The sequence below is a fragment of the Larkinella humicola genome, assembly GCF_008727875.1.
In the GTDB taxonomy this organism is placed as follows: Bacteria; Bacteroidota; Bacteroidia; order Cytophagales; family Spirosomataceae; genus Larkinella; species Larkinella humicola.
Genome location: NZ_VTWS01000015.1, coordinates 1 through 18,541, shown reverse-complemented (window position 1 = coordinate 18,541; position 18,541 = coordinate 1). Strand labels below are relative to the sequence as shown.

Genomic DNA, 18,541 nt, shown 5'->3' with positions numbered 1-18,541 from the left:
ATTGAGTTCCGAGAAAAAACAACTCCTACAGGACCATCACTTCCAGTTGTCATACTGCATATACCGGGCCGTCTCCTCGGCGACGGCTTTACCCAATAACCGCCCGACGACGTACAGCGACATATCAATACCGGCTGAAATTCCCGCCGAGGTAATGATTTTTCCGTTGTCGACATACCGTTCAGAAAGGCGCAGTTCAGTGCTTGGAGCGGCTTTTTGCATGCCATCAACTGCCAGGAAATGCGTCGTCGCGGCCAAACCGTCGAGTAGCCCAGCTTTGCCGAGGATGAAAGATCCGGTACAAACCGACAGAACGAGCTCGGCGTTTGCAGCCGCCCGACGAACCCAGTTCAGCACCGCCGGGTTGTCCATTTCCCGCCTGGAGCCGTAAGGTGTACCGTCTGCGTGCTGACCACCTCCGCCCGGCACAATAATGATATCGGCTTTCGGATGATCATTGAGCAGATAGGTTGGATTTAGGCTGAGACCATTGCGGGCATACACCGGTCCGCGTTCAGCCACCGTAACGACCCGGAAGGGTTTGGGATTGTCGTGCCGACCGGCCACCCCGAAGACTTCGAAGGGCCCGGCAAAATCAAGCACCTCAATTTCGTTGAAAAGAAGAATAGCAACCGTGCGCATGAGCAGAAAAAAGCGTTCAGGTAAAATTAGAGTTCCGGCAGGATGGTTCCAAATGTCCGAAAGCGATACATCCCTGCATTTACCGGCTGATCCTGACATCTGGCTAGTATACAGGTTACTAATCCAATCCGGCAAAACCCTTCCAGGAACAAACCGGTTACTTACAAAAGAGCGCAACAACCCCGGCTATTGAGTACATTACGGGGACTCGCTTCTGAAACATAAAAACAAGCGGTTATGAACGAGATAAATGGAAGGAAAGCAGCCCGAATATTATTAGGCAGTAGTTTGCTCTTTGCCGGCATCAGCCATCTCACCTTTGCCCGGAAAGAGTTTAAGGCACAGGTTCCGGATTGGGTACCCTTAAAAAAAGACGATACGGTGCTGTATTCCGGTCTGGCCGAAATCGCGTTGGGAAGCAGCCTGGTATTCACGGGCGAAAAGCACGAACAAACTGTCGGAAAAGCAGCGGCTACTTTTTTTACGGCAATTTTCCCCGGCAACATTTCGCAGTACGCCAATAAACGCAGTGCTTTTGGTCTGGATACGGATAAAAAGCGGTTTTTACGGTTATTTTTCCAGCCTGTACTGGTTTATTGGGCTTTGAAAAGCACCAATAACCTTTAATTTCAAATGATAAATGCAAAATGAGGAATGTTAAATGTAAAAGTGCCGGGTTAGCGATACTTTTACATTTTATATTCCTCATTTTACATTTATCATTACCCACTATAGCCCCCCTTATTCTCACGGATCAATGAAGACCAAAATACTTCTGGTGGATGATGAAGCCGATCTGGAAACCCTCTTTCGGCAACGTTTTCGCCAGACCATACAGAATGGAACCTACGAGTTTGTGTTTGCCCGGGACGGCCGTCAGGCACTGCTGATTTTGGAACAGCAACCCGACATCGACCTGATTCTGACCGATCTCAATATGCCCGGCATGGACGGTCTAACACTGTTAACCCGTCTCCAGGAGATCAATACGCTGGTGCCCGCGGTCATCCTCACGGCCTACGGCGACATGACCAAAATCCGAACTGCCATGAACCGGGGCGCCTTCGACTTTCTAACCAAACCCATTGATTTCGAAGACCTTACAACGACCATCGAAAAGAGTAGCCGGTACATTCATCAGTTGCGCGAGACCCACGAATCGAAGGCTGTGGACGCGATGAAAACGCGGTTTTTTACCAATATCACCCACGAATTGCGCACCCCGCTTTCGTTGATCATTTCTCCGGTCGACAAACTGCTGGAAACCGGTGATTTGCCGGATCACCTTCACCCGCCCCTGGTCACCGTCCGCCGGAACGCCCGGCAAATTCTGCGGCTCATCAACCAGTTGATGACGCTCAACCAGCTCGAAGCCCGGCAAATGGACCTGGTCGAACAAGTAGGAGATTTACCCGGTTTCGTGAGCCAACTAGTGGACTTGTTTCGCCCCTCGACGGACGTCAAGAACCTGACGCTGGTCTATGAAACGGATTTGCCCGCTGGTAATTACCGCTTCGATGCGGGCAAGTGGGAAACGATTCTGTTCAACCTTCTGACCAATGCCATTCGGTTTACGTCCGTTGGTGGCATCACGGTTTCACTCCACCAAACGCCAGCCGGAGCGCGTCTGGCCGTACGGGATACCGGCATTGGCATAACCGCCCATAAATTGCCGCACGTCTTTGACCGGTATTATCAGGGTGACAACCAGCGCATTCGGGCCAACGACACCACCGGAGTTAGTCTGGCATTAGTCCGCGAACTCACCTTGCGGCTAGGCGGCACCATCCAGGTCGAGAGCCAGATTGAAGGGGGGGCTGACCCGTCAGGAACGGTTTTTAAGCTCGAATTGCCCATTCACCGTACGAATGGCGAGGAGGGAATTCCACCGGTGGAAGCTCCCTCCGTAGCGATCGACCTGCCCGCCCGCGCCGGAGAGTCAGTCAGTAAAAATCCAACCGGCATCGCCGATCTTCCTCCCCTGGTCTTAGTAGTCGAGGACAATGCCGAACTGCGGGAATTTATGGTGGCCGAACTGGCTACGACCTACCGGGTTCGGTCGGCAGCCAATGGCTACGAAGGCTGGATTCTAGCAAAGGAAGAGCTCCCCGCCATCATTATCACGGATTTGATGATGCCCCGCCTGGACGGCCACGGCTTGATTGAGAAATTAAAGGCTGATCCGGCGACTGACCACATTGCCATTGTATTGCTCTCGTCTAGTGCCGATGAAACGCACCGCCTTCGGGGGCTGACGCTGGGTGCGAACGACTACCTCACCAAGCCTTTTCACCTGGGCGAACTCCGGCTGCGGCTGCGTAATTTGCTCATTCACCAGCAGCGGTTGCAGGAATATTACCGCCAGCAACTCGCCCAACCCGACAGCGCCACCCCACTCCTGAGCGTTGGGGACGAGTTTTTGCGCCGGTTATACACCCTCATCGAACAGCATCTGGATGATTCGACGCTGAGTGTTGAATGGTTGGCCGACGAACTGGCGATGAGTCGAAAAGCCCTGTATTTGAAGGTTCACAACCTGACCCATCTGTCGCCGGTGGAGCTGATCCGGCAATACCGCCTTCGCAAAGCCATTGATTTGCTGCGTCTGGGACACAGTGCGGCCGAAACCGCTTATCTGGTGGGTTTTGAAACACCCTCTTATTTTACCAAAGTCTTTCGGGAGTTTTACCACCAGACCCCAACTTCGTACCGCAAAGGCTGACGGTTTTCAATGCAGTTAAATATACTGAAACTTTAGTTATTGATACCCACGTGCCTGTAAGTGAAACAGTTCAGCATACCGACCCGCTTTCGCCAATAGCTCCGTGTGGCTACCGATTTCCAGCAACTGGCCGTTTTCCAGCACCAGAATTCGGTCGGCCATTCGGACGGTCGAAAAACGGTGGGAGATGATCACTGCCGTCTTGCCTTCCGTCAGACGGGCAAACCGCTGAAAGACTTCGTACTCGGCGCGGGCATCCAATGCTGCCGTGGGTTCATCCAGAATCAAGACCTCGGCATCCCGCATATAGGCCCGACCCAATGCGACTTTTTGCCACTCGCCCCCCGACAGTTCCACGCCTTTTCCGAAACTGCGGCCCAGTTGTTGTTCATAACCGCCTGGTAATTTGGCAATCACGGTGTCAGCCAGGCTGCGTTGCGCGGAGTTTTCGATCCGGGGCTGGTTGGTTCGTTCGTCAATATCGCCCACGGCAATGTTGACACCCGCCGACATTTTGAAGCGGACGTAATCCTGAAAAATCACGCTGATGTTCCGGCGAAGGTCGAGCAGATCATAGTCACGCAGGTCGTGCCCGTCGAGCAGAATCCGCCCCTCGGCCGGATCGTAAAGCCGCGCCAGGAGTTTCACCAGTGTCGTTTTCCCGGCGCCATTTTCGCCCACCAGTGCCAGTTTTTCGCCGGGTGTCAAGGTAAAACTCAGGTTGCGAAGTGCCCAGCGATCCGAATTAGTATACTTAAAACCAACGTTCTCAAACACAAACCCTTTCTGAATTTTCGACGGAAACGCCAGCGGTTTTTCCGTGGAATGAATGAGCGGTTTTATTTCAAAAAAATCAAAGAGATCCTGCAAATACACGGCTTCCTGCGTCAAACTACTGAATTGCAACAAGATACCCTCCATCGACCCACGAAGCTGCCGGAACGAACCCGCCAGAAACGTCAGGTCACCAATGGAAATACCGCCATTCACCGCACGCGCCACAATCCAGATGTAGGCACTGTAATACCCTACGGTTCCGATGATGGTTAGCCCCGTTCCCCAGCCCGCCCGCCGTATGGACAGATCCCGGTTTTTCAGGTAATACTGTCCCGAAAGACTCCGAAACCGGTCGATCAGGAAGTTCGACAAACCAAAGATTTTGACCTCTTTCGCCGTTTCGTCACTCGCTCCCACAAAACGCAGGTAGTCGAGCTCGCGCCGTTCGGGCGTCCAGCTTCGTGAGAGCGAGTAGCTTTTCTGGTTAAAATAATTGTCGCCAATAAAAGCCGGAATAACCGCCAGGAGCAGCAAAACCAACAGCCACGGATTATAAACTGCCAGGCCTGCCGCCAGAAAACCCACCGAAATCAGTTCCTGCACCTGCCCAAAAACGCCGGAAAGCAGGAAAGAACGACCCGTGGTTTGTCGCCGGGCGCGTTCGAGTTTATCGTAAAAAGTAGCATCTTCAAACTGTTCCAGATCGAGCGTTGCCGCGTGTTCCATGAGCCGGACAGACGTTCGGTTGGTGACCAGATCGCCCAGCAAACCGTCGAGCAGGCTGGTCAGCCGCCCCAATGCCGTCGAAAGAACGGCCAGACCAAACTCAGCTCCGACCAACGTCCAGAGCCATTCAGCATCGTCACCGGTTTGGCCCGACAACCGAATCACTTCGTCAATAATGAGTTTTCCAATGTATAATGTCAAAGCGGGCATAGCCGCCCGAACCAGTCGAACGGCCGCGTTGCCCAAAAACAGGGCGGGTGACGCCTGCCAGATCATGCGAAAAAAGGCCGGCAAATTACGGAGTGCCGCAAAACGGTCTTTCCAGGAAAGTTCAGCCTGTCCCTTTTCGCTCTGAATGCGACCGGGAAAGTCTGGAGTGGGTGTTTTTGCCATAGTAAACATACATTACCCGAACCAAATTGGTTCTTCATACAGCCGGAGTGAGTACCTTACGTTTTTTTTCGGCCTTCTGGCAGTCCGTATCACTAAAACGCATGTCAAACTACCCCAGCTAACGATGAACAGAAAAGGATTTGTAGCCGTATTTGAACACTTCGCAACCGCAGTCACGAAAGCTACGGGCAGTTCAACCGCCTTTCTTCTCGCCTTATTAACCATTATTGTCTGGCTCATTACCGGGCCACTTTTTGATTATTCCGATACCTGGCAACTGGTGATCAATACCGGCACTACGATCATTACCTTTCTGATGGTATTTCTGATCCAGAAGTCGCAGAACAAGGATTCGATGGCCATACAACTCAAATTGAATGAACTGATTGCCTCACACCACAAAGCCAGCAACCGGCTGCTCAATATTGAAGATTTGTCGGAAGATGAACTGGTTACCCTGCATCGTTTTTACGGAGTTCTGGTTGAAAAAGCGAAAAAAGAGAACAAGGTAACGGAATCGCATTCGGTGGAAGAAGCGGAGGAATTACACCAGGAAAAAATGCAGAATCAGGGAAAGAACAAGACTGGAAAGAAAAACACGTAGCCTTGACTTACAACAACTTATAATTTCGATATTCGCCTATTCGCCAACCGGTCAGGTTTTCGACGGTTTTCAGGAAGCGGTTTTTAAACGAGAGTTTCTTTTGCCGAATGTCGAAATCGAACTGCCAGTTCATTCGCTCGATCCGAGCCTGCATGACTGCCGGGTGCGTGCCATCAAACAAGGCCAGGGAGTCTACCCCCCGGTAGTCAAATCCTTTGAGTTCTTTGCGGGATTGGGCCATGTGCTCGTCATTGTGCCAGTATCGCCCGAAGTTGCTAAGCTTGTCAGCTTGCCGGTCTGGCGGTTTTACCCAGCCGTAGTGATACACCGTGGCATCCAGAAGTTTTACGTTGAGCTTCCGGTTGTCGCGGGTCCGAAAACCCTGCGCATCCCGGTAAGCCACCACGTTGCCGTTGTTGCGAATGATGCGCACCTCCCGGCGATACCACCGGCGCGAGTCCCCCACATACCGATACGAACCGTAGAAATGCTGGTAGTTGAGCAATAACCCTTCCACCTGCGCATCCTCTTTGTACGTTTTCATCGCTTCCCGGATGGCTGGCAGGTATTTTTCATGCACCACTTCGTCGCCCTGAATGTAAAATGCCCAGTCAGCATCCGGGGCAATCGCGGCCAGTGCCTTGTCGGTTTCGACGGCCAGCACACGTCCGCCTTCACGCAGCGAATCGTCCCACACGGTTTCAATGATCCGAATTTTATCCGATTGGATTGATTGAATCAGGCGCAGCGTCTGGTCCTCGGAACGACCGACTGCAATCACAAACTCGTCGCACAGCGGGAGAATGGACTGAATGGCTTCCACAATCGGATAATCATATTGCAGGGCGTTGCGGATGAAACTAAAACCGGAAACCTTCATAGCCATCCGCTTACTGGTATCTGAATTTAGTTGGACTTGGTGTAAACCGGAAGAGCACTTCGTGAACGCTTTTCTGAATGTAAAAGGGGTTTTCAACCTGCTTGCTGCTCAGCGAATAGCCAACCCGAATGCTCTTCGATAGTTCATATTCGGCCAGAGCCACAAAATAGTTCATGGTCGTGATCAGAGTGCTGTTGTTAGCCCGGTAGGAAACGCCCAATCCCAGTTTTTCTTCAATCCAGACTCTGGCATTGAGGTCAATTCCGAGGGGATAGCCGGTTTGTTGGGTAAGTAGAATGGAAGGCAGAAAATCGACGCCTTCGCTAGCAGCGATGCGTCCACCGAAGTTAATGAACAAGGGGCGCTGATAGCGAATGGACGCATTCTGACCTGTACCCAACGTAATGGGTCGGTTCACCAGCTCGGGCATCGACACGCCGGCCCAAAACCGTTCGGCTTCGTAATACACCCCAACACCAACGCTCGGCATGGCTTTGTTGATTCCGGTGCTGCTGGCCGGATCGTAAATGGGAATGACGTTGATTCCGCCCGAAGCGCCAAAAGACAGTTTCGCCATGGACGGCAACGTGATTCGATAGGCCAGACTACCATAAAAACCGGTGGCTGAATAAAGCCCCATCCGATCATTCAACGCCTGAAACCCAATGGCCACTTTGCCACCCGACAGCGCGCCGTCGGCTCCGAACGACTGCGTAATTCGGTTGAAACCCTGTCCCTGGAGTCCAAACCACTTCCGACGAAAAATGGCCGACATGGTCAGACTTTCCCGGCTCCCGGCATAGGCGGGGTTGATCGTCAACGGGTTACTCAGGTATTGCGCGTAAAGAACTTCGCGTTGTGCCAGAACCGCCTGGCTTCCGGCCGTGACAAAGGCGATGAGGGTGGCTATTTTCCAGACGAGCGGTCGAATCATTCACAGGGCGTGTTGGGTGTACGAAAGTACAAAGTAAAGCTATTCAACCTGAAGTATCTTAATTTCTGTTCGCCGATTGCGCTGATGTTCGGCTTCCGTACACTTCACGCCGTCTTTGCAAGTGTTCAATAACAAGCCTTCTCCGTATCCGGTCACTTTCATTCGGCGGGAGGCAATACCGTTTTTCCGCAAATAGGTCACCGCCCCCATCGCCCGGTTCATCGACAACGTGATGTTATATACTGCCGACCCCCGGCTATCGGTATGTGACCGCATCTCGATTCGCATCGCCGGGTATTTTTTCATCAAAGCGACCAGTTTATCCATTTCGAGCGCAGCATCCGGTCGAATATCCCATTTATCGAGGTCGTAGTAGATGTTATCGATTTCAATAATATCGCCCTGACGAAACATCGTCAGTTCCGTGGTGGCATTGGCCGCGGGTGAAATGCGGGCTCCGGTGGTGCCCATGCAATCTTTCAGGGCCTCGACGATGTATTCACAACCGGGATCGACCAAAAATTCATAACTACCATCCGGCCCGGTTACCATTTCCAAAACCGTGCTATCGCACAGGTTACGTAAAATCACTTCAACGCCATCGATGGGCAACCGTTCCGTATGGGTCAAAATCCGCCCCCGCACCTTGGATTTCAACGGTTGTTTAGGCTGTACCTGAACGGTGTCCAGCGGTATTTCCAATCGCAGGGGCTGATCGTCGGATAATCCTTTGGTCGAAAACCCCAACAGGCTGGACTGATAACCCGTCATGGCCGCAGTGATCCTAAAATCACTTTCCGGGTCCAGGCAAATCCGGATATTGCCTTCGCCGTCGGTCTGGGTTTGCCGCTTCCCATCCTGAACGTCTTTCTGATCCAGGTCAAGCCGGGCATTTCCGAGGGGCTGTTTGGTCTGATTGTCAAACACGTGGATGGTCAGTTCACGGCAGGCATACAGGGAGCCTTCCCGCTTAAAACGGTAAATATCGTCGTCACTTCCGCCCCGCAACCGGTTGCTGCTGAGATACCCCAACATTCGGGCGCCATCGGTGACGATACCGAAGTCGTCTTTCGAAGAATTGAGTGGTTCACCAATATTCTGCACCGATTTCACCGCCGTTTGGTCGGTCAGTTGGGCATAAAAAATATCCAGATCGCCCAAACCGGGATGACCGTCGGACGAGAAGTACAGGTTGCCCCGGTCGTCGACAAACGGGAACATTTCGTTTCCTTTGGTGTTGATGTCTTTGCCTAAATTGAGCGGTTCCGACCATTTTCCGTCCTTAAGGCTAGAGACGTACAAATCCGTTCCCCCAAAACCGCCGGGACGGTCCGACGCAAAAAACAACATTTTATCGTTCGGGCTCAAAGCCGGATGCCCGGTTGAATAGTCGTCGTTGTTAAAGGGTAATTCCTGCGCTTCTCCCCACGAACCTTTCTGTTCTTCAGCCACATACAGCTTTAGTTTGTTGATCCCGTCGGCGCTCTCCCGGTATTTCCCCTTGTTGAAGTTGTTGCGGGTAAAGAATACTTTCGACCCATCTTTCGTAAACGCCACGGGGCCTTCGTGGTATTTGGTGTTCAGCGCTCCTCCAAACCGTTTGGTTTCCGATGAACTTTCCGTTGCGTATTGCCCTGCGGCTCCCGTACTGAAACCCACCGTCCGGCTGTCATTGGCCGTGGGGTCGGTGTAATCATCTTCGCCCAGCGTTCTCGGATTCTTCGCCCGCTTTTTTCGCTGACTGGCCGATGCCCCGCCCAAACTGGCCACGGTTTCGCCCTTGAAAGCCGCTTCCGGCATATAATAAAGATCCAGAAAAGCTGATTGATCCCAGCTAAAAACGCGCTTTAAAGCATTGCCGGGCCTTTTGGACGTCACAAAAACCAGCCCTTCCTTGTAATACATCGGGCTGAATTCTGCCTGGGTGGTGTTGATTTCCAGAAATTCGATTTTGTAATTTCCGGGATTACGGGACAAAATACTAACGTCTTTGTATAGTTTAGAGAATTGTTTTCCCCGCTGGTCATCCTGCTGGAGTTTGCTGTAGCGGTCATACATTTCCTGCGACTCTTTGTATTTGCCATTACTGGCCAATGCCTGGGCGTAGTAGAGGTAACAGGGTACGTACTCGCTCTGGTATTGCTTCAGTTGACCAATCAGAATCCGGTACACCCGTTCGGCGTTTTGCGTATCCCGAACTTGCCGATAGCTGTAGCCCAGTTTCGACAGCGTAGCCAGTCGCACCTCTTCCGATAATTCGGAACGGTTCAGCGTTTGCTCATACAGGTCAATCGCCGTATTGTAAGACAGATTATCGAATTGGCGATCCGCCTGCCTGAGCAACGCCTGCGCCCTCACTGACCCGGTAACGCAAGCGACCAGACAACATAGCAGGAAAAAACAGCGCATGGTTTGGGTTAATTTGGCAGCGGTTCCGGTCGGTCCTAGAAATACCGGGGCGTTAAAATTTTGTTTTTACCAAAGCCGAGTTCATACCGAATCATGATTTCGTGGGAAGGCAGCTTGAAGGTTTTCAGTTTATTCAGCATCTGATCATACGCATAACCCAGGCGCAACTGGTCCGACAATTGCACTTCGACAATGCCAACAATCGCATCCTGATTATAGACTTCGCCATTATCAAGGGCACTTTCGTAGCTGTTAAACTGATTCCGGCGGTAGGACGTACCGATGGAAATACGATCTGCAATCCAGAGGTTCAAGTTTCCGTCAATGCCCAGCGGAGCGCCTTCCACGTATTTCACCAGCGTAGAAGGCTTCAATTTCAATACCGGACTTAACCGAACGACAAAACCGGCCACGGCATAGGCATGACGGCGCTGTGTGGATTTTTGTAAGCCATAACTATAATCTGTTAGGCGATTTTTAATCAACTGCGGTACCGAAACGCCAATGTACGACCGGTCGTTGCTCAAATAAATACCGGTACCAAAGTTGGGTAGAATTTTAGAGATGTTCTGCGCAAAAGCCGGATCGCTCCCTTGATCGGTTTTGACTTTGGAGAGGTCGGCCTGAAAGCTGCTAGCGCCCGCCTGAATTCCCAGTCCCAGGGTCGAGCGGCTCCCCACTTTGATCCGAAATGCGTACGAGGCATACGCACCGGTGGTGCTGTATTCGCCAATCCGGTCGTTGAACAATTGCAAACCGATGCCAATCCGTTCCCGGTTGACGGGCATATCGATCGTGAAGGTGGTGGTCTGCGGGGCACCTTCAATGCCCCCCCACTGGTTCCGATACAACGCGGTCATACTCAGCACATCGCGACTTCCGGCATAGGCGGGATTCATGGCCATCATGTTGAACATATACTGCGAAAACATGTGGTCCTGCTGCGCCTGAACCTGGCTACCCCCGGCTATCCCAACCAGCAGTAGTGCTACTTTTCCGAGCTTTCTGGTAAAATTGCGTATCATTGTTTTTAGCGATTAATCGTCATGTATCGTATAAACTTGCGGCCATCGCTCAACTCAACGATGTAGAAATAAGTACCATCCGGTAATCCTTTCGAACTCGAGCCAATCCGCACCCCGGTATTGGTCGATCCGTCCCAGTCGTTCTTGTAATCGTGGTTCCGGTACACCGTGTTGCCCCAACGGTTGAACACTTCCAGAATGACGGTGGCCCCACCCGTATTTCGAATGACAAACAAATCATTGATATTATCCCCGTTGGGTGAGAATCCTTCCGGAATCATCACCTCGTTGGTATTCGGATTGAACCTCAAGGGGGTTGCCACGCGTTCATCGGCTTCCGTCGGATCATTGTTCCCATTCAGATCCGGTTCAAAACCATCGGTCGAGGTATCGCTGACAGTATCGGCACCCGCTATGGCTTTCGCATACACGGTATTCAGATACGGTGTCGTCCGGCCGTCGGTTTTCACATTCAGGGTCAGCAACAGGGTGTCGCTCTTCCCGGCTGCCAGGTTGCTTCCTGTTGCCAAAAGGGCCGCACTGGAATTGCCGTTGAAACTGCTGTTGCTTTGCAAACCGCTTCCCGCTGCAATAACCGGTGTTCCAACCACGCTGTAGGTAGCTCCGGTGGTGGTATTGAACACCTCCGACAGTTGATCGCTCACCTGTACGTTCGTGAAGTCCATCGATCCGTAGTTCTTCACAATAATCTGATACGTCACGTTGTAGCTGCCATCGGTTTGCCGCGTCGTGTCCTTCACGGCCATCGCTACCCCAATTTTTGGTATCACCGGCAAGCCGAGAAGGGTCACTGCGGTTGGCGTGTTGTTGTTTCTGGGATCAAGGTCATTGTCCGGATCAACATTGGAACCAGCCGTCGAGGTGTCGGTCAGCATCGTATTACCTACCAGCGTTACCGCATTGGCAATGGCACTGTTGTGGTAGACATTTTTGGGGCTGTTGCGGACATCGACCCGTACGGTCAGGTTGACACTGCGGGAAGCTCCTCTCGGCAAGGTACTCAGGGAGTCGACCAGAAGATGAGTCAACATTCCTTGACCGGTATACGTCGTGTCCACCGTCAAACCGGCCTCCGCCGACAGGGCTGGTTTGCCGGGGCCAATCAGCACATCATTGCCGAAGGTTTCGGTCAGGTTATCAACGACCTGAACATTCTTCAGATCATCCGAGCCAAGGTTTGTCAGCTTAATGGTATAGGTGACGTTATAGACTCCCGATCCCAGGTCTTCGAGTTTGCTGACCGATTTGGCTACGCCCAAGAGAGAAGGCGGCAGATCGAACCGGAATCCGGTAGGCACGCTCCCAATGGGTGCCGGGTTAAACCCATTGTTTGACAAATCCTTCACGAGAGAATCCGCATGAACCCCTGACCCAACGACCTGCGTGTAGAACGGCCCCATCTCACCGGTGGGTTTGACATTGATCGTCACCAAAACGGTGTCGGACGCACCAGCCGCCAGGCTGCTGTTGGCCCCATCCAGCAGCGATGACAGATCACTGCCGTTGTAATTGGCGTTCGGTTTCAGCGTGCTTCCGGCACCCACTATCGGCGGACTCACCACACTATAGGAAACCGGAGCCGTAAAGCCTGACACCAGACTATCGGACAATTGCACCTGCTTCAGGTCAGCCGTACCGTAATTTTTAACGGTTACTTTCAGCGTTACGTTGTAACTGCTGTCAGCTTGCTGAACAATGTTCGTTACGGCCAGGGCAACGCCAATCGGCGACGGTGGTGCCGAATCAAATTTGCCCGGAGTCGATTCGCTGTTGTTATTCGGGTTGCCATCATGGTCCGGATCGGCACTGGCTCCGTTTGTCGAAGCGTCGTTGACCTCCAGTTCGTTGAGCTTCGCCAGCAAGTAGGCCTTGTTCAGGAACGTTTTCGTCAGGCTGCCATCCGGGTGAAGCCGGACATTAACTTTCAACAGAATGTGCTCCGTTGCGCCGGCCTTGACGACACTTCCGCTGTTCAGAAGCTGCGTATTTCCAACCCAGCCCGAATAGCCTAAGTTCAATTTGAGCGATGAGGCCGGATCGACGGAGGCAGCGACGGATTCGATGACATGAGGATCGAAGACCGACTGAACGTCGTCCGTCACCTGAACCTGCGTAGCATCCTGGTCACTGTAATTGGTGATGGCCAGATCGTAGGTAAACTCAAATAAGCTTTCTTCTTTCTGTTGAACCCCTTTAAGTGCTTTCGCCAGCCCCACTTTCATCGCCAGCGTTGGCGTATAGTCCTCGATAATAATGGAGGCTTTGTTATTGGTCAAAATCGGATCCACCTGGTCGAGGTACGTAATTTCTACCAGATTGGCAATCGGCCCTTTGGTTAGAACGCGAACGGAATAGTAGTAAGTGATTTCTTCATTCGCCGAAAGAACCGGAATCCAGGCCCCAAGGTGGCCGTGGGCATCGACCACCAGATTACCCGGTGATACCAGTTCCAAGCCGGTCGGCAGAATAATCCGGATGTCGCTGTGCGTGGCCGGGCATGCTCCCTTGTTGCCCAGCTTGACGGCAAACGTCACCACCTCTCCCACTTTCGGATGCTCCTTGTCGACCGTGTACGTGACGTATAGATCAGACCGGCAAGTGTCTGTCTTGCAGTCAAAGATGGCCACATCGATCATGGTCGACGCACTGTAGCAACCCGTGTTGCTGCGCTCGAAGGCATAGAATACCCCGCGACCGACCGAATCCGGGCGCATCACAACCGGTGAGGCCGGGTTGTCCGAGATGTGGAATTCAAATTTACCACCAGGTGTAACCGGATCGTTTTCAACCAGTTTAATTAGATCCACGGTGGATCCCGGACACGCATTCCGGGCCATCATCGGCGCAATCGGTGATTCGATCGGCGCTTTAACTGTTACAACCACCCCTTCGGAGGGTATGGATGTGCACCCCTTGCTATCGACCAACTGGACGGAGTAGGTACCGCTGGTTTTTACAAGAATACTCTGCGTTGTGGCCTTCGTATTCCAAAGGTATTTATAACCGTCGGGCAAAGCCTGCAACAAGACGGAATCTCCGTTGCATACGACCGCGTTCACAGGCTCAATGGTTGGCTGAATTTTAAGGCCTTCAATCGTCAGTTTCAGGGATGACTGAGCCGCCTGACAGGGACCGGTTCCATCGGGGTCATTCGTAGTGAACGTCAGGTTAACAAACCCGGCATTGACATCCGCCAGGGACGGTTTATAGGTTGCGTCCAGTAAAGATGCGTTGTCAAACGTACCTGACCCGCTGGTCGTCCAAACCGCGCTGGTGGCAGCCCCGCCAATAACGCCATTCAGCTTGTATTCTTTTGCGGAACAAATGGTGGCATTCAAACCCGCCGATGCTGTTGCCGGACTGGTCTTACAAAGATCAACGTCGTTGCAATTGATAATGACCACCATAACCGGACTTGCCACACTGTAGCACCCGGTTGCCGTTTTCTCGACAACATAATAGGCGCCAGCCTCAACCGACTTCGGATTCGGTACCTTACTGGCCGGATCGGGTGTGGCACTGGTATAGAACTCAAACACACTGCCGCTCTGCGACACCGGACTGCTGGTTGCTTTCGTTAAATCGGCCGTAGCAAAGGGGCATTGGTTCGTCAGGTTAACAACCTGCGGTTTTGCCACTTTCGGATAAACCGATATCGTCAGCTCATTCGATTTTCCGCTTTTACAGGCATTCGATGTCGTACAGATGGCCGAGTAGGTAGCCGTTGCGTCGGGAGAAAGGAGCAGTACAGAACCGACCTGATTGTTTGACCAGATCACCGTTCCATCCGGGCAACCGGCAGCGGTCAACGTTACAGCCTCTCCGAAGCATACATTTGTTGTATTGGCCGTAATGGTTGGCGAAACCGGGGCACCTACTTTTACCCTACTCAGCGGTGATTTCTCACTGACACAACTGCCCAACGAACACGTGGCCCAGTAATCGGTTGTACTTCCTGGCTGAATCTCGATGCTGGTTCCCGTTCCACCCGTCGACCAGGTTACGGTACCCAGACATCCAACAGCAGTCAGTTTCGCCGTTTCGCCCGGGCAAAGTGTCTGCTTATCGGTTGCAATTGTTGGCGGATTGAGCGTGACGACTGATATGCTAATGGCATTTGATGCGACACTTTTGCATTCCTCATTCACCTGACAGATGGCGGTGAAGGGGCGGTTTCCGGTAATGTTGTTGATGGTTATACTGTTCCCCGTTTCACCATTCGACCAGATGATTGTACCGTTCGTACACCCGGTAGCCGTCAGCGTAACGGAACCGCCGTAGCAAACTGCTGGCGTCGTTGCGGAAACCTGCGGGGCCGGAACGTCGCACTCTCCCTTGATTTTGACAATGATCGGTGTCGGTTCGCCCAAACAACTCTTGATCTTGCAGTGCGCATAATAACTGGTCGTTGTCGTTGGATTCACTTCGATGCTGCTGCCCGTTGCTCCTGTCGACCAAATTATCTGACCGCCGACGCAACCCGTAGCGGATAATACAACCGTTTCGCCTGGTTCGATTTCCGTTTTAGAAGCCCATACGACCGGAGAAGCGGGCGTGTTAACGACCACGGTGTACGCTTCGGAAGGAGCACTCGTGCAGGGAAGGTTTTGGCAAACTACCGTATAAACCGTGGTCTCAATCGGAGAGACCAGAATACTGGTGGTCGTTGCGCCATTTGACCAAAGGGGTACTCCACTGCAACCTTCTACCGTCAGACGAATTTCGTCACCGGGACAAATGTGTCCATCCGTACATTTACAAACCCGGATCGTTGGTTTGGCAGGAGTATTAACCTGCACTGTAACTTTCGCGGGGGTTCCATTACACCCTGTACTCATTTTACAGGCCGCGTAATATTCAGTCGTCTGCGTTGGATTTACCACCAGGCTGTTACCTGTCGCATTCGTCGACCAGATTACCGTTCCGCCATCGCAACCCATTGCCGTCAATGTTACTGGCTGACCCTGGCAGATGAGCGTTGCGGATGCCGTAACCGTTGGCGTTGGCGCGTTGCTGTTGGTAACATTGATCGTGATCGCATTTGACGCGACACTGCTGCAATTGTATTCTTTACATTGAGCGGTGTAGTTGGTGGTTGCTCCCGGCATAACCGTGAGGTTATTGCCTGTCGAACCATTCGACCAAACAACCTGTCCGCCCCGACAACCTTCTGCCGTCAGGGTAACGACTTCTCCCGCACAGATCAGCGTCTTGTCCGACTTGATAATGGGAGCCGCCGGATTAACTACCGTCACTGAAAGGGGCTGAGACGGATCGCTCGAACAATTTCCTACTTTGCAGGTAGCCCGATACGTTACGTTACTGGTTGGAATGACGCTGACACTGGAACCGGTCGCATTGTGAGACCAGATTACCGTTCCGGAGCATCCCATGGCGGTCAACTGTACCGAACCGCCCAGACAAACTACGTCAGCGCTGATGTCGACCTGCGGAGGCTGTGGCTTCACAACTGTAATGGTATAGACATCCGACACCTGACTGATACAGGAACCCTGCTTACAGACTACCGTGTAGGAAGTGGTTTCGTTTGGTGCCACAACAATCGTTGCCGTTGTCTCACCCGTCGACCACATCGGAATGCCAGTGCAATTTGAAACTGTCAGAACGGCATTCTCTCCTGGACATACAGTATTGGTACTGCTGCTTATGTGCGGTCTCGGGATTGGACCTGTTCGGATCGTTATTCCCTGCGACGGTCCACTGATGCAATTGTGAATGCGGCAATTGGCGTAATAGGTAGTAGGCCCATCCGGCGTAACGGTTAGCACCGACCCGGTTGCTCCTGTTGACCAGATTACTTTCCCTTCACAGCCAGTGGCAGTCAAACTAACCGTTCCTCCGACACAAACATCAACCGCATTGGCCGTAATCGTTGGTGGTTTGGGGTCAGAAACACGGATCACAATCGCTTTCGAAGGTGCACTGATGCAGTTCGGCAATTGACAGTGGGCGGTGTAGGTCGTTGATGTAAAAGGTGATACGATGAGACTTTGTCCCGTAGCGCCTGTCGACCAAACAATAACTCCCGCACAATCAGATGCGTGCAATTCAACGGCATCGCCCGGACAAATGTCAGTGGTCGTACACGTTAGGGTCGGAGTTGGTGCTACGCAGGTTGTACACTCAACTCCAGTGATGGTCACACTTTCCGATGCTGGACTTTGGCAGCCATTTACGGTTTGTGTTACGGAATAAACCAAACTCCCGACAACCGACGGGGTAACGGTTACTACAGAACCCGTTGGCGACGACAAGCCGGAGCCTGTCCACTGGAAGCTAGCCCCGTTAACACCGGTGGCCGTTAGGGTTACAGTTCCGCCCAAACAACTGGTTACAGAAGGCAAAACTGTTATCTGCGGTTTTTCCGGTAGGCCTGGGTTCACTAACGTTGTCGTCAGCGGCTCACCGCTACAACCACCTACTGAAACCGTGAGACTGTACGATCCGGCGGTGAGATCGTTTAAAGTAAGTTGTCCATTACCACCCGCATTCATGGTTTGGGTTACCACCTCGCCATTGTCCCGTTTGTAATTGACTACATAGGTTTGATTGGCAGTCAAATTTCCTATCGTAATACTTCCATCATGGTTACCCGTACAAGAAGTTGGATTGGTAGTTGTCACCAAGGTTACCACCGGGACCGGATTCACTGTTACCGTGACAGTTTTGGTTACACTGCAACCCGCTCCGTCGGTAATCACCACCGTATAGGTGCTCGTCGTCGTCAGGTTCGATACCGTCACACTGCTGCCGCTGCCCAAACCACCACTCCATTGATAAGTCACATTCCCTACCGCATTGCTCGCACTGGCCGTCAACACCACACTACCCCCCGAACACACCGCCGTCTGAGACGCCGTCAGGGTGCCCGACAGACTGCAGGGTGGATTGGGACACGTGCCCACCACCACCGATGTGCTACCCACCGCCGTACACCCGCTGCCGCTGGTCACCGTCACACTGTACGTGCCATTGTTAGCACTCGTCGCATTATTGATCACCGGATTCTGCTGCGTGCTGCTGTAGCCGTTGGGGCCTTTCCAAACGTAGGAAACACCGCCCGAAGCACTCAGGTTGAGTGAGATCTGCACCGCCGTGCCTACGCAGGTGGTGGAAGAAGACACCTGACTCACCACCGGAACCGGATTCACCGTTACCGTGACGGTTTTGGTTACACTGCAACCCGCCCCGTCGGTAATCACCACCGTATAGGTGCTCGTCGTCGTCAGGTTCGATACCGTCACACTGCTGCCGCTGCCCAAACCACCACTCCATTGATAAGTCACATTCCCTACCGCATTGCTCGCACTGGCCGTCAACACCACACTACCCCCCGAACACACCGCCGTCTGAGACGCCGTCAGGGTGCCCGACAGACTGCAGGGTG

Annotated in this window: 10 protein-coding genes; 3 read left to right on the top strand and 7 right to left on the bottom strand. The window is 52.6% G+C overall.

Annotated features, from left to right (window positions below; genetic code table 11):
* Positions 1-36: 36 nt before the first annotated feature.
* Positions 37-642 (bottom strand): DJ-1/PfpI family protein, encoded by a 606-nt coding sequence (locus F0P93_RS30905; protein ID WP_150881664.1) that lies wholly within the window; start codon positions 640-642, stop codon positions 37-39.
* Positions 643-879: 237 nt separating this feature from the next.
* Here F0P93_RS30905 and F0P93_RS30900 point away from each other — a divergent pair, with 237 nt between their 5' ends.
* Together F0P93_RS30900 and F0P93_RS30895 are read left to right on the top strand one after the other, a co-directional pair.
* Entirely contained in the window at positions 880-1,269 is a 390-nt protein-coding gene (locus F0P93_RS30900; RefSeq protein ID WP_150881663.1) for a DoxX family protein, read from the top strand.
* Between the two features lie 130 nt (positions 1,270-1,399).
* Positions 1,400-3,364: a hybrid sensor histidine kinase/response regulator transcription factor gene (locus F0P93_RS30895; RefSeq protein WP_150881662.1), complete on the top strand. Its 1,965-nt coding sequence runs from the start codon at positions 1,400-1,402 to the stop codon at positions 3,362-3,364.
* Positions 3,365-3,400: 36 nt separating this feature from the next.
* Here the strand turns inward: F0P93_RS30895 and F0P93_RS30890 are convergent, their stop codons facing one another.
* Complete coding sequence (locus F0P93_RS30890) at positions 3,401-5,260, bottom strand: ABC transporter ATP-binding protein (protein ID WP_150881661.1); 1,860 nt, start codon at positions 5,258-5,260, stop codon at positions 3,401-3,403.
* Between the two features lie 124 nt (positions 5,261-5,384).
* On the opposite strand from F0P93_RS30890, the gene F0P93_RS30885 reads away from it, so the two are divergent.
* A complete protein-coding gene (locus F0P93_RS30885; protein ID WP_150881660.1) occupies positions 5,385-5,864 on the top strand; it encodes a low affinity iron permease family protein in 480 nt (159 codons plus the stop codon).
* A gap of 7 nt (positions 5,865-5,871) precedes the next feature.
* On the opposite strand, the gene F0P93_RS30880 is transcribed toward F0P93_RS30885, so the two are convergent.
* From F0P93_RS30880 to F0P93_RS30860, 5 genes are read right to left on the bottom strand one after another with little or no spacing between them, the layout of a single operon-like run.
* A complete protein-coding gene (locus tag F0P93_RS30880; protein ID WP_150881683.1) occupies positions 5,872-6,744 on the bottom strand; it encodes a glycosyltransferase family protein in 873 nt (290 codons plus the stop codon).
* A 10-nt stretch (positions 6,745-6,754) separates the two neighbouring features.
* Positions 6,755-7,678, bottom strand: a complete 924-nt coding sequence (locus F0P93_RS30875; protein WP_150881659.1) for a PorP/SprF family type IX secretion system membrane protein — start codon at positions 7,676-7,678, stop codon at positions 6,755-6,757.
* A 39-nt stretch (positions 7,679-7,717) separates the two neighbouring features.
* Entirely contained in the window at positions 7,718-10,087 is a 2,370-nt protein-coding gene (locus tag F0P93_RS30870; protein WP_150881658.1) for an OmpA family protein, read from the bottom strand.
* 35 nt (positions 10,088-10,122) lie between these two features.
* Positions 10,123-11,112, bottom strand: coding sequence for a PorP/SprF family type IX secretion system membrane protein (locus F0P93_RS30865; protein WP_150881657.1), 990 nt, complete (start codon positions 11,110-11,112; stop codon positions 10,123-10,125).
* 5 nt (positions 11,113-11,117) lie between these two features.
* A complete protein-coding gene (locus tag F0P93_RS30860) occupies positions 11,118-18,518 on the bottom strand; it encodes an Ig-like domain-containing protein (protein ID WP_374756800.1) in 7,401 nt (2,466 codons plus the stop codon).
* Positions 18,519-18,541 lie beyond the last annotated feature (23 nt).